Genomic DNA, 13,263 nt, shown 5'->3' on the forward strand with positions numbered 1-13,263 from the left:
AACCAGGGAGGTCGTGCGGGTGTTCCGCTCCCCCGTGCGCGCCGCCGACCGCGTAGCGGGACCCGGGTATCAGGGCCCGGGCGAACCGGTCAGGCATTCCCGTCGAACAGGCTCGTCACCGATCCGTCGTCGAACACCTCGCGTATGGCACGGGCGATCAGGGGGGCGATCGAGAGGACCGTCAGTTGCGGGAAACGCTTTTCCGATGGTATCGGCAGGGTGTTCGTCACCACAACTTCGCGTGCGCCGGACTCCGACAGGCGCCGTGCCGCCGGGTCGGAGAAGACCGCGTGCGTCGCGGCGATGATGACGTCCTTGGCGCCGGCGTTCTTCAGGACCTGGACGGCACCCGAGATCGTCCCGCCCGTGTCGATCATGTCGTCGATGAGCACACAGGTGCGCCCCTCGACCTGTCCGACGACCTGCTTGGAGACCGCCTGGTTCGGCACCGTGAGGTCGCGGCTCTTGTGGACGAAGGCCAGTGGCGCGCCGCCGAGCCGCTCGGCCCACTGCTCGGCGACACGGACGCGCCCCGTGTCCGGCGAGACGACCGTGACGTTGTCCGCGTCGACCCGCGTACGGATGTAGTCCGCGAGGAGGGGGATGGCCATGAGGTGGTCCACGGGCCCGTCGAAGAATCCCTGGATCTGGGAGGTGTGGAGGTCCACCGACATCAGGCGGTTGGCGCCGGCCGTCTTGTAGAGGTCGGCGACGAGGCGGGCGGAGATGGGCTCGCGGCCGCGGCCCTTCTTGTCCTGGCGCGCGTAGGGGTAGAACGGGGAGACGACGGTGATGCGCTTTGCCGACGCCCTCTTCAGGGAGTCGACCATGATGAGCTGCTCCATGAGCCAGTTGTTGAGGGGAGCCGGGTGCGCCTGGATGACGAAGACGTCGGTACCGCGGACGCTCTCACCCGACCGCACGTAGATCTCGCCGTTCGCGAAATCGTACGCCGACACCGGGAGGAGCTCGGTGCCGAGCCATGACGCGATCTCCTCCGCCAGCTCGGGGTGCGCACGCCCTGATGCCAGGACCAGTTTCTTCTCGCCGCGTGCCGTGATCTCGCTCATGCCTGACCGCTTTCCTGTGGTTCGTATGCGTCTGGTGTGGGGGTCCCCGACGTGGTGGAGCCCGCTGCCTCCGCCGCTGCCGTGCCGGGGCGCTTGGCTGCGGTCCAACCCTCGATGTTGCGCTGTGGGGCGACGCTCAGTCCGAGGGCTCCGGCCGGTATGTCCTTCCGGACGACCGCTCCGGCGCCCGTGTAGGCGCCGTCACCCACCGTGACGGGGGCGACGAAGACGGTGTTGGAACTCGTCCGGACGTGGGATCCGATGACGGTCCGATGCTTGTCCACGCCGTCGTAGTTCGCCGTGATGTTGCCGCAGCCGATATTCGTGTACTCGCCGATCTCGGCATCACCGGCGTAGCCGAGATGGGACAGCTTGGAGCCCCGGCCCACCGTGACGTTCTTGGTCTCGTAGAACGCGCCGATCTTGCCGTCCTCGCCGAGGATGGTCCCGGGCCGCAGGTAGGTGAAGGGGCCGACGCTCGCTCCCGCTCCGATCCGCGAGCCGCTGCCGTGGGTCCGGACGACGTGGGCACCCTCCCCCACGACCACATCCGTCAGCGTGGTGTCGGGCCCGATGACGGCGTCGCGTGCGATGACGGTGGCGCCATGCAGTTGGGTCCCGGGGAGCACGGTGACGTCCTCGTCGAGTTCGACCGCCGTGTCGATCCAGGTGGTGGCCGGGTCGAGGATGCTGACGCCGGCACGCATCCACCGCTCGAGCGTCCTTCGGTTGAGCTCGGCCCCGAGGTGGGCGAGCTGCACGCGGTCGTTGGCGCCCTCGACCTGCCAGCGGTCCTGCACGAGGAGGCCGGCGACGCGTCCGCCGTCGGCGCGGGCGACGCCGAGGACGTCCGTCAGGTAGAGCTCGCCCTGGGCGTTGCTCGCATCGATCCGACCCAGCGCGGTCCTCAGCACGGCGGCATCGAAGGCATAGATGCCGGAGTTGACCTCGCGGATCGACCGCTGGGCGTCGTCGGCGTCCTTGTGCTCCACGATCCCGAGCACGGAGCCGTCCTCGGCACGGACGATGCGTCCGTACCCCGTGGCGTCGTCGAGCTCGGCGGTGAGGACCGTGACGGCGTTCCCGCCCTGCGTGTGGGCGCCGATCAGATCCCGCAGGGTGGACGCCTCCAGCAGCGGCACGTCCCCGTAGGTGACGACGACGGTGCCCTCGATGGTCCCCCTGCTCGCGTCGAGCGCCTCGAGCGCCACCTGTACCGCGCGTCCGGTACCGGGGACCTCGTCCTGGTCGACGAGCAGGGCTGCGGGATCGATGGCGGCGACGTGACCTGCGACGAGGTCGCGTTCGTGGCGTACCACGACGGCCAGTTCGCGTGGAGCGAGGCCCCTGACCGCGGCGAGGGCGTGACCCACCATCGAGCGCCCGCCGAGGGTGTGGAGGATCTTCGGCGTGCGCGATCTCATGCGCGTTCCCGCCCCGGCCGCCAGGACGATGACCGCCGCCGGTTGGTTCAGGATGTCCTGGGACGTCACGGGGGTTCCTTCGTTCTGGTGGCTCACGAAGCGGGCACTCCTACCTGTGGTCTCGTGGCCGGCGCCGCGTCCCCTCGGGGAACGCCGTGCCGGGGCTTGCGCCGTTCCGCCCATAGGATTCGAACCTATACTCCACAGCTCCAAAGGCTGGGGTGCTGCCGTTACACCAGGGCGGACCGTGCGGAGGTGACACCTCCGGGGAGGGGCACCTGCGCACGGTTATCTAGTTTGCCATGCTCCCGGGACGTGGGCGACTCCCCACGGCACGCACCGGGGCCGACACGGAGGCCGGATCGACCGCTTCTCGAAGACCTCCGCCCTCGGGTCACAAGGGATTGCAAGCTTTTGCGAAGGATGCGGAATTTCTTGCAAGGACCGGCGCCGAACGGTAGGGGCTGCGGACCGCGGGTTATAGCCTCGCTGCACTGGCCCGCGAAGTGCGGGTAGGTCTCACCAGAAAGAACCGCATGAACTCCTCCTCCAGGCTGCGCGCCCTCGGCGCGCGCACCGCGGCCGGCGCAGCCATCGCCGCTATCGCCGCATCCGTCCTCGCTCTTCCCGCGCACGCCGCCCCGGCGACGGTCTTCGCCGACGGTGCCGCCCTGGTCGGCACCGTCCAGCCGGACGGGAGCTTCACGGCGACCGTCGACGCCCCGGCCGGCTCCACCGTCAAGTTCAAGCTCGACGGGACCTACCTCGGCCAGGACAGGACCGCGCCCTACTCCTGGCCCGTGACCACGGGAGCCGGTACGCATAAGCTCAATGCCCGGTGGGAGACGCCTGCCGGACGACAGGAGGCCACCGTGTCCTTCTCCGTCGCGGCCGCAGCCCAGCCCGTGAAGCCGGCGAAGCCCGTCGTGTCGACGCCCGCCCCGAAGCCGGCGAAGCCCGCGGCGCCCGCCCCGAAGCCGGCACCGAAGCCGGCGCCTGCCGCTCCGGCCGGCGTCGTGCAGGTCTCGACCGCAGCCGCCCTCAAGTCCGCCCTCGCGTCCGCGCAACCCGGCCAGGTCATCGAACTGCGCGACGGACGCTACATCGGCGCCTTCACGGCGTCGGCCTCGGGTACGGCGGCGGCCCCGATCACGCTGCGCGGATCGCGCAACGCGGTCCTCTCCACGGGTTCGACGGCGTCCGGCTACGGCCTGCACGTCACCGGCTCGAACTGGCGCATCACCGGCATCTCGGTCGCGTCCTCGGCGAAGGGCATCGTCCTCGACGGCTCGAAGAACACGGTGATCAGTGGGGTCGACGTCGGCACCATCGGCGCCGAAGCAGTGCACTTCCGGTCCGGCAGCGCCGACGGCGCGATCGTCGACTCCTTCATCCACGACACGGGCCTGAAGCAGCCCGAGTACGGCGAGGGCGTCTACCTGGGCAGCGCCAAGAGCAACTGGACCGCCGGCGCTCCCGACCGGTCGGACCGCATCACGGTGCGCGGCAACCGCATCACCAACACCTCCGCCGAGGGCGTCGACATCAAGGAGGGGACCACGGGTGGCGTGATCGCCGGCAACGTGTTCACCAACTCCGGCATGTCCGGCGCGAACTACGCGGACTCCTGGATCGACGTGAAGGGCAACGGATACCGCATTGAGGGCAACTCCGGCCTCGGTACCAGGCTCGACGCGTTCCAGGTGCACTCGGTCCTCGCGGGCTGGGGCACCGGCAACGTCTTCAGGGGCAACACCGTGCAGGGTGGCGTGCCGGGCTACGAGGTCTGGGTCCAGTCGGCGTCTTTGAACACCACGATCGCGTGCGCGTCGAGCGGTGCGGCCCGCGGGCTGAGCAACATCGCCTGCCGCTGACCGTATCGGTCCCGACGGCGTCCGCCGTCGGGTCTGTGGTCGAGGAGGACCTTTGGGCCCGGTCGAGGTCCTCCCGGCCCCGGAGGTCCTCCTGCTCCATGTCATCCGACAGGAAGCCCGGCGCGCCGGGAAGAAGCGGCTGGTATCCTGTCGCCACCCGGCCGAGGAGAAGGTCGATCGTATCGATCTGCTCCTCGCCATCGACGGCACGGCACCTTCATCACGGATACGACGGCGTACCAGGAGGCAGGATCGCTATGAGCTATAGCATCGACCGTGAGGACGACTTCGATTTCCTGTCCGCCGAGTACTCCGCCCTGTACGCCCGTTCCGACGCCACCGCGTTCCAGCACGGCATCTGGCTCCACCGCCTCTACACGACGCTGGCCCCGGCACGAGGCGCCCGACCGGTCGTGGTGACCGTGCGTCGGACGACCGACCGGACACTGGTGCTGGTGCTGCCCTTGGTCTGCACGGGCCGGGTCGTCCGGACGGTGACCTTCGCCGACCTCGGCGTGGCGGACTACAACACCGCGGTCGTTCCGCGATCTGCGCTGGAGGAGCTCGTCAGCAGTCCCGAGGTCGTCGCCGGGATCCGTCGCGCGCTCGGGCGCTTCGACCTCCTCCGCGTGGACCGTGTCGCCGCCTCCCCCGAGGCCCTGGCCGCGCTGCTCGGCGGCGCGGGCCTCCGACGCCACCACTACGACACGCACCTGATGACCCTGGCGGACACCCCTGAGGCATGGCGCGCGACCCTGGATCCCGCCTTCGTGCGCCACCTGGAGCGGAAGTACAAGCGACTGCGCCCCCGGGGTGAGCGGGTGCTGCGGGACGTGGTGGACGTCGCCGAGGTGGAACCCCTGATGCAACGGATGCGCGCCTTCAGGGCGGCCCGTTTCTCGGAGCGCCGCGGTGTGGACCTGGTCCACGACGACGCGACCTTCTCGTTTTACCGGGCGGTCGCCGTCGACAGCGTTCTCCGGGGTGGCCCGGGGCGGCTCGTCGCTCTCGAGCTGGCGGGTGAGCCGGTCGCGATCGCCCTCGATCTCATGCAGGCCGATCGGGAGCTCTTCCTGCTCGTGGGCTACGACGTCGAACGGCTACGGAACTACTCGCTCGGCCTCCTCATCGTCGACGGCCTGGTGCATGCGGCCATCGGCCGGGGGCTGTCCTACTTCGACCTCACCGTGGGGGACGAGTCGTACAAGTCCGACTTCGCCGCTCGATCATCGCCCCTCCATCAGGTGCGGGTACCGCGCACGGTGCAGGGGCGGGCGGCCATGCTCAGCGCTGACGGCATGCTGGGGGCACGACGCGTCGCCAAGCGGGCCCTGGTGGCGTGGAAGGCCCGGAAGGCCCGGAAACAGGCGGACGTCCCGACGACCGCACCTGCGTGAGCTCGCCGGTGTTCCTGCGCGGGACGCCCGGAGCGCTCCCTGCACCCACGACGGGGCGGTCGCTGCCACACCCGATCGGTCCGGGGGGAGCAGCGACCGCGAGGGATCCGCCTAGCCGGCCAGCGTCGGCGTCTCGTCGCGCACGTCGCTCGCGAGTTCCACCGTCGCGGCCTGCGCCGGGCGCCCGAGCGCCCGGTACTGCCAGCCCTTGGACGTGTAGTCGTTGGCGTTCAGCGCATGCCGCCCGTCGAGGATCCGGCGGTGGCTGACGAGGGCGCCGAGGGTGTCCGGATCCGCGTTGCGGAATTCCGACCACTCGGTGAGCAGGGCGACGACGTCTGCCTTGTCCACCGCTTCGGCCATGGAGCCGACATAGTTGAGGTCGGGGTAGGCACGGTGGGCGTTCGCATTCGCCTCGGGGTCGTAGACGGAGACGATCGCGCCCTCGAGGTACAGCAGGCGGGCGACGTCCAGGGCGGGAGCGTCACGGACGTCGTCGGAGTTGGGCTTGAACGCCGCACCGAGGGCCGCGACGCGGACGCCCGCCAGGGATCCGCCGGCCAGTTCGCGGATCAGGTCCACCGTGCGCACGCGGCGACGGTTGTTGATCGAATCGACCTCCCCCAGGAAGCTGACGGCCTGTCCGACGCCCAGCTCTTCGGCGCGGTGCTTGAAGGCCCGGATGTCCTTGGGCAGGCAGCCTCCGCCGAATCCTAGTCCCGGCTTGAGGAAGCGGCCGCCGATGCGGTCGTCCAGGCTGAGGGCCTTGGCGAGGTGGTTGACGTCGGCGCCGGTGGCCTCGCAGATCTCCGCCATCGCGTTGATGAAGGAGATCTTCGTGGCGAGGAAGGAGTTGGCCGCGACCTTGACCAGCTCGGAGGTCGCCAGGTCCGCGACGATCAGCGGCGTGTCGAGGTCGAGGATGGGCTCGAAGACGCGGCGGAGCTGCTGCTCGGCCCAGTCGGAGCTGACGCCGAAGACGAGGCGGTCGGGGAAGAGCGTGTCCTGGACGGCGAAGCCCTCGCGCAGGAACTCGGGGTTCCAGGCGAGTTCGAGTTCGGCGCCGAGCGGTGAGATGGACTGCACCATCGTCGTGATGCGCGCGGCCGTACCGATCGGCACCGTCGACTTGCCCACGAGCAGGGCCTTCCGGTCGATGCGCGTGGCCAGCGCCGTGAACGCGGCATCGACGTAGCGGAGGTCCGCTGCGGAGGAGTCGGGCGCCTGCGGCGTTCCGACGCAGACGAAGTGCACGTCGCCGAAGGACGCCGCCTCGTCGAAGTCGGTGCTGAAGCGCAGGCGGCCGGACGCGAGCGCCTCCTCGAGCTTCTCGGGCAGCCCCGGCTCGAAGAACGGCACCTTGCCGGCGGACAGCATGTCGATCTTGCGCTGGTCCACGTCGACGCCCAGGACGTCGAAGCCCATGATGGCCATGCAGACGGCGTGGGTCGCCCCGAGGTAGCCGGTGCCGATCACGGTCACGCGGGGTGCGGGCTGGTCGTTCTCGTGGGAACTGTTCATCGTTGGTCCTCTTTCCGGTAGGAATAGCGCGGATTGTCGGTGGATACGGGAGGGAAGCGGTGCGGGATGGAAGCCGGGTCAGCCGGATGTGCAGGGTTCGTTGGACAGCCCTTCTCCTGCACCGGCGGCGGTGTTGCTGCACTCGACCACGTTGTCGCGCACGGGCTTCAGCGAGTAGCCCAGGCCGGGCCCGTTGACCTGGGCCACGTTGTCGCGGAAGACGTTCTCGGTGCCCCAGCCGTCCACGATCTCGTGGGTCTGGAACCCGTCCTGGGGCGAGTCGGCGCCGGTGTTCTCGGCGATGATCCAGCCCCGGCCCTTGACGTCCACCCAGGAGTCGGCCTCGACGATCCCGGAGCCGTCGAAGCTGTTGGCCCGCAGGATCCCGTCTGACGTGCCTTCCTTGATGTCCACGTTCTCCGAGGTCGTGCCGGAGATCGTATTCCCGGAAATCTCGTTGCGGTCGCTCCGGTCCGGTTCGCAGTTGCTGATGTCGCACCAGTTGCTCTCGGCGGTGCCGACATAGACGCCCTCGCCGAACTTGGGCTTCCGCAGACCGGTGTCGCTGATCGTGTTGCCGATCACGCGGTTGTCGGTACTGAACTTCCGCAGGTGGATCGCCTCGTCCCCGGTCGTGGTGACCGTGAGTCCGGTGATCAGGGTGTTGGTGCTCTGGTCCACCATGACCCCCTTCTGGCCGTTGCGCACCGTGAACCCCTGCAGCACCCAGTAGGCGGAGTCCTCGAGGTGGAACACGTAGCCGTCGTCGGTGGTGCCGCCGTCGAGGATGCTCTCGGTGTCACCGCACAGGGTGATGGGCTCCTCGGCGGTCCCGGTGGCGGTCGCCGTGAAATTGCCGGTGTAGACGCCGGCCGCGAGGCCGATGACGTCGCCCGGCCGCGCGGCGTCGAGCGCGTTCCCGAGATCCGTCGAGTTGGCCACCCGCACCGTCGGCTCCGGGCATTCCGCCGGTGTCTCGATCGGCGCGGGCGCCGGAGGAGCATCTACGGTCGGTTGGGGCCGCGGGTCCTGGTCGCGGCCGACCCCCTTGCCACCGGACCCGTTCAGTCCCACGACCACGACGACGGCGGCCACGACGAGCGCCAGGGCGGCGAGGACTAGCGCGGTGATCCTTCCCCGGCGGTTCACCGGGTGCGCCGGACGTCGTCGATGCGCACGATCCCGCGGCTGAGGGCCGTGAGCGGGACCCGCTCTTCGTAGGGATTGCGGATGGTGCGGACCCGCAGGTGCCTCTTGCGGGTGAAGGCCGTCGCGACGAGCAGGGCCCCGAGCAGCAGCCAGACGAAGGTGAGCGGCTGGAAGACGGAGTTCACCACGCTGTGGACGGTGGGCGCCGGGTGCCAGTTCAGCAGCTCGTTCTCCTCCACGACGGCGCCCGTGGAGGTCTCGTCCCAGATCGCCACCGTGCCGTAGCCGCCGACGTCGTTCCCGGCGACCTTGGTGTCCGGCACGCTGCCGACCAGGGAGACGCCGTGCCCGGACAGCGAGGACATGGTGTTGCCGCTGACCGCGGCCGACGCGTCCCGGATGTACACGCCGGTGTCGCCGCCCGAGATGGTGTTCCGGCGGATGTCGGCGGTCGCACCCGTGTCGCGGACGGCGACGCCCTGCAGCTCCTGGTCCCGGATCTCGTTGTCGATGATGCTCACGCCCGTGGCGCCGTAGTTCACCACCACGCCGACCTCGTTGCCGCGGATGGCATTGCCCGTCACGCGCAGGTTGTTGCCGCCGCTGACCTCGATGCCGTAGCGGCCGTTGTCGACGACGGTGCTCTTGACCACACGGTTCCCGCCGTAGGTGACCACGGCGGTCCCGACGGCGTTCGGGCCGTCCGCGAGCGGCTGTCCGTCGAGGGAGACCCCGTTCCGGCCGTTGCCGCTCGCCGTCACGTCCTGCAGCTGGACGCGCGTGCTGGAGCGTCCCACGCTGATGCCGTCGACCGCGTTGTCCGAGGACGTCGTGCCGGTGATGGTCGCATCGGTCACGGACCGGTGGAGCACCAGGCCGTCGACGAGGCTCCCGCTGATGGTGGTGTCGCGGATGGCGACGTCGCGGGCGTTGGTGACGAAGAGGCCGAAGGCGTTGTCCCGGACGGTCAGGTTGTCGATGCCCGCCGTCACCACGCTGTAGTCGAGGTCCGTCTGGTCGGCGAGGGACTTGAGGTCCTCCTCCGGCAGCAGGCGGGCACCCGCGGGCGCGGCCGGTTCCGCCGTCGCCGGCGAGTCCTGGAAGGTGCCGGCCGTGTCCGTCCCGGTCAGGGCGAGGCCGCCCGTGTTGCCGCTCCAGAATCCGAGCGAGGACACGGTGGCGTGCGAGAACGAGGCGTGGCCGCCGATGACGCGGACGTAGGCACGCCCGTCGGCCGTGTCGGTGTCCGCTCCGGCGCCGTTCCAACTGGTGATCTCGACGTCCGACTCCTCGGTGCCCGCGACCGCGAGCGACCCGCCGAGCGCCACGATCGACACGAACGCGTCCTTGTTGCTCTCGAGGCGGACCGTGATGCCCTCTCCCCCGCTGAACGAGAGCGTCGCGCCGGGAAGCACCACGATGTTCTCGGTGAGCATGTACGTGGACGATGCCAGTTGCTTGAAGGTGTCGGGTGCGAGCTGCAGGAGGTCCGCCGCGGTGTACGGGATGGTGCGGGCCGGCAGGACGAGGGTATTGGTGGCTCCCGTGTGGAGGCGGTACGGCCCTTCGAGGCCGTCGACGCGCCACCGCGCCGCGGAGGCGATGGTCCGGACGTAGACGAGGCGCTCCTCCTCGCTCTGGACGATCCTGGCCTCGCTGCGCGGGTCGCCCGTATACAGTTCGCCCTGGATGTTGCCGTTGGCGGCGATCTCGTTCCGCCCGACGGCGTCGGCCTCGGACTTCTTCCACAGGTTGCCCGCCGCGATGAAGCCGGCGCCGACGAGCGCGATGAAGACGAGGGCGAGGAGGCTGAGGAGGACGGGTTTCCTGCTGCTCATGCCACGATCTCCTGTCCGCTCTTGGCGGCGGTCCCGGTCTCGAGGCTGACGGCGTCCTGGCCGTCGCCGCCGATCTGGTTCGCGTGCCGCGTCAGCCAGCCCTGCTTGTTCATGGTGGCGAAGGCGTAGAGCTTGATGGGCAGGGCCACGAGGATGACCGCGAAGGCGAGCACCGGCAGGATGAGGATGTCGCGGGGGTGGCGGCGGAGGTGGGAGATGCCGCGGATCCCACGGCCGAGGAGCAGCCAGCACACCGCGGCCGAGACGCCGAGCACGGTGAAGTCCAGGCGGTTGAAGATCAGGTAGAACATGGTCAGCCCCATGGTCACCGGCGTCAGCAGGATCTGCAGGACCGTCACCTTCGTGATGAAGGGGACCCGCCAGAGCCAGCCCGTACCGATGGCGGTCAGGTAGCAGCGGTAGGAGTTGCGGCTCCACCGCACGCGCTGCTTCACGAAGGCCCGGAAGCTGGCGGGGAACATGGACAGCGCGCGAGCCGTCGACTGGTGCACGGTCTTGTAGCCGGAAGCGAGGACGAGCCAGGTGAGCCGTCCGTCGTCGCCCGAGATGCAGCGCTTGCCGAGGAAGTACTCGTTCTCGAGGTGCTCGAGGACGGGCAGGACGGCGGATCGACGGTAGACGGCCGTCCTGCCGGAGATGCACGGGACGGCGCCGGCCGCACCCATGGCGGGGACGTAGTCGAGGTACCTGAGGTTCACGAGCCAGTCGGCGATGCGCCTCCAGACGCTCGTCTCCCGCATGTAGACCGTCTGGTGGGTGCCCACCGCACCGACGAGCGGATCGATGAAGGGCATCTGGACGTTCCGCAGGAGATCCGGCTGCCACCAGGTGTCCGAGTCGGTGAGCACCAGGATGTCGTGCTTCGCGAGGCGGATCCCTGCGCCCAGGGCGGACCGCTTGCCCACGTGGTGGAAGAGGATCGGCGTGATCGTGGGGTCCTGCAGGGCTTCGATGCGGGCGTAGGCATCGAGATCCTCGACGTCGAGGACGATGATGATCTCGTCGGGGTGCTGTGCTCGCCACGACTCGAGGGCGCTCATGAGGATGTCGGGGTCCTCGTGGAAGGACGGCACCACCACGGACGTCGTCGCCCGGTGGTCGGTGACGATGGGCTTGGCCCGATGGGACAGGATGAACCGGTAGAGCCAGAGGCCCCAGACGATGGCCCCGGCGACGGCGACGGGGAAGTAGGGGGAGACCTCGGCCCAGAAGGCGCTGACATCCGTCCAGTCGAGGCTGGCGGTCCAGGCGGACCAGGAGGTGCGGAGGGCATCGAGACCCACCTCGGGGGCGGAGGCGGTGCTGACGGCATACGGAAGGTGCATGGGTGTCCTTGGGCAGGATCGGACGGCTGGCGGAGTGCACGTCATCGGGCGAGGGGCGTCCTCCGTCCTGCAGCAGCTGGACCACGTGCAGACGGGGCGCCTGGTCCCGGCGAATCATCAGGACCCTTCTCTTTCGAGGGTAGGGCGATCTGACAGCCCCTGTGCTACCCGGGTGCTACCCGAAAAAATGCCGCTCCTACTTGGTCCTACCTGCGTTTTCCTGCGAGTCCGTCCGCCTGTCGGGACCCGTGCGCCACCACCGGTGACGACGCCCGGTAGGGCCGGGTCAGGATCCCCCGGCGTCGAGGGACACCCCGCCCCCGACCGTCATCCGCGGCCTGACCTGCGCGTTTGCTGCAAGGAGCCGCCGGGACGGGTTGCGCGGCAGCGCCGGACGGAGGTGGTGTTCGGGTCCCGGGGACGAAGCCGGCACGCGAAGCGCGACCGCTACTTGGGGGCAACGCTCCGTGGCACGGATGTGACCAGAATCAACTCGACGTTCACGGGGCGCGTGTGCCGACGGCGGGGGACAGCAGGGCGATCGCCACCAGCGGCATCACCGCGAGGCGAGAGCAGCGCGAAGAGCCTCGCGTGACGCGTCGCTGCTGGCGAAGCGCCAGTCGGACTCCTTGTCGTGGTCGAACCAGACGAAGGCCTGCACATCGGGCTGGGCGGCGAGGTACTCCACCAGTTCCTCCGTCCAGGCCGGCTTCGAACCGCCCTCGTCGGTCGAGGCCGTCTCCCCGATCAGAACGGGGCTGCCGGGCGCCAGCCGGCGCAGTTGGTGCAGCCCTTCGGCGAAGATCTCCTCGGGGGTCCGCCACGTCTCGTTCTCGCGGGAGGTGCCCCAGTTGTACCCGTCCAGGCCGACGACATCGACATAGTCGTGCCCCGGGTAGAACGCCGACAGGGGCGGCGAGTCGCACTCCGGGGCCTCGGGGTTCCAGACCCACGAGACGTTGTCCACACCGGCGGCGTCGAACAGGCCGTGCACGTGGCGCCACGCGGCGACGTAGTCGGCGGGCGTGTTGCCGTTGGTACCCGCCCCCCACGGATACCAGGGGGAGTTCATCTCGTGCGCGAAGCGGAGCAGGACGGGTCTCCCGTAGGAACGCATGCTCGCGGCCCACTGCTGCAGGTAGGCGTCGTGGTGGCCGGCCGCGATGCCGGCCAGCGCGAAGCGCGTCTGGCCTGGACCGGCTGCGGGCTCCCACGGTTCCCACGTCAGCACCGGCGTGGCCCCTCGCGCGGCGACGGCCTCCAGGCCCGCGACCGGTAGGGGCGCCGTGAAATCGGAGTAGGCCATGATCAGGGACGGGCTCTCACCCAGGGCCCGGGCGGCCTCGTCCCACTGCGCGGGCGAGCCGAATCCGCCCTCCGTCGCGATGCCGAGGGCGGGACGCTCGCCACTGATGGGCGGAAGACCGGCGGGGGCCGGGCCGCCGGAGGCCGGCAGGGACCGGGCGGCCGGCGCGATCTCTCCCGACCGCACGTTCCCGCACGCATCCGCGTGGACGTCGTCCTGCCCGTGTCCGGCCTGCGTGCCTGCCGGACGAGGCAGGAACAGCACGACGCCGAGGCAGACGACGAGCGCCGCCACCAGGGCGAGGACGGCCTTCCGACCCATCGTGGTTCCTCCCGTCG

At 69.8% G+C, this 13,263-nt stretch carries 9 protein-coding genes and 1 tRNA gene; 2 read left to right on the forward strand and 8 right to left on the reverse strand.

All coding sequences use genetic code 11. The features are described from left to right. Positions 1–89: 89 nt before the first annotated feature. The 3 genes from ACX80L_RS05695 to ACX80L_RS05705 all read right to left on the reverse strand — a co-directional run bounded on the left by ACX80L_RS05695 (position 90) and on the right by ACX80L_RS05705 (position 2,739). Positions 90–1,070, reverse strand: coding sequence for a ribose-phosphate diphosphokinase (locus ACX80L_RS05695; RefSeq protein WP_133082039.1), 981 nt, complete (start codon positions 1,068–1,070; stop codon positions 90–92). Beyond that, positions 1,067–2,563: a bifunctional UDP-N-acetylglucosamine diphosphorylase/glucosamine-1-phosphate N-acetyltransferase GlmU gene (gene glmU / locus ACX80L_RS05700; protein ID WP_459288267.1), complete on the reverse strand. Its 1,497-nt coding sequence runs from the start codon at positions 2,561–2,563 to the stop codon at positions 1,067–1,069. Before glmU ends, ACX80L_RS05695 begins: the two co-directional genes overlap by 4 nt. 104 nt (positions 2,564–2,667) lie before the next feature. Further along, positions 2,668–2,739 (reverse strand) — tRNA-Gln (locus ACX80L_RS05705). 291 nt (positions 2,740–3,030) lie between these two features. On the opposite strand from ACX80L_RS05705, the gene ACX80L_RS05710 reads away from it, so the two are divergent. Both ACX80L_RS05710 and ACX80L_RS05715 read left to right on the forward strand, forming a co-directional pair. Further along, positions 3,031–4,368, forward strand: coding sequence for a right-handed parallel beta-helix repeat-containing protein (locus tag ACX80L_RS05710; RefSeq protein WP_459288269.1), 1,338 nt, complete (start codon positions 3,031–3,033; stop codon positions 4,366–4,368). 257 nt (positions 4,369–4,625) lie between these two features. After that, complete coding sequence (locus ACX80L_RS05715) at positions 4,626–5,765, forward strand: GNAT family N-acetyltransferase (protein ID WP_459288271.1); 1,140 nt, start codon at positions 4,626–4,628, stop codon at positions 5,763–5,765. A gap of 111 nt (positions 5,766–5,876) precedes the next feature. Here ACX80L_RS05715 and ACX80L_RS05720 read toward each other — a convergent pair whose 3' ends face one another. The 5 genes from ACX80L_RS05720 to ACX80L_RS05740 form a co-directional block, all read right to left on the reverse strand. Continuing rightward, entirely contained in the window at positions 5,877–7,286 is a 1,410-nt protein-coding gene (locus ACX80L_RS05720; protein ID WP_208740686.1) for a UDP-glucose dehydrogenase family protein, read from the reverse strand. 78 nt (positions 7,287–7,364) lie between these two features. Next, positions 7,365–8,435 carry a right-handed parallel beta-helix repeat-containing protein gene (locus tag ACX80L_RS05725; protein WP_459288274.1) on the reverse strand — a complete coding sequence of 357 codons (1,071 nt, stop codon included), beginning with the start codon at positions 8,433–8,435 and terminating at the stop codon, positions 7,365–7,367. Continuing rightward, on the reverse strand, positions 8,432–10,273 hold the full coding sequence (locus tag ACX80L_RS05730) for a right-handed parallel beta-helix repeat-containing protein (RefSeq protein ID WP_133082034.1): 1,842 nt from the start codon (positions 10,271–10,273) through the stop codon (positions 8,432–8,434). Before ACX80L_RS05730 ends, ACX80L_RS05725 begins: the two co-directional genes overlap by 4 nt. Then, positions 10,270–11,619: a glycosyltransferase gene (locus tag ACX80L_RS05735; protein ID WP_208740684.1), complete on the reverse strand. Its 1,350-nt coding sequence runs from the start codon at positions 11,617–11,619 to the stop codon at positions 10,270–10,272. Before ACX80L_RS05735 ends, ACX80L_RS05730 begins: the two co-directional genes overlap by 4 nt. Before the next feature lie 556 nt (positions 11,620–12,175). Further along, the gene (locus ACX80L_RS05740; protein WP_459288277.1) at positions 12,176–13,246 is read right to left on the reverse strand and encodes a glycoside hydrolase family 26 protein; all 1,071 of its coding nucleotides are present in this window, start codon (positions 13,244–13,246) and stop codon (positions 12,176–12,178) included. Between the last annotated feature and the right edge of the window lie 17 nt (positions 13,247–13,263).

Source organism: Arthrobacter sp. MDT1-48-3 (genome assembly GCF_054511015.1).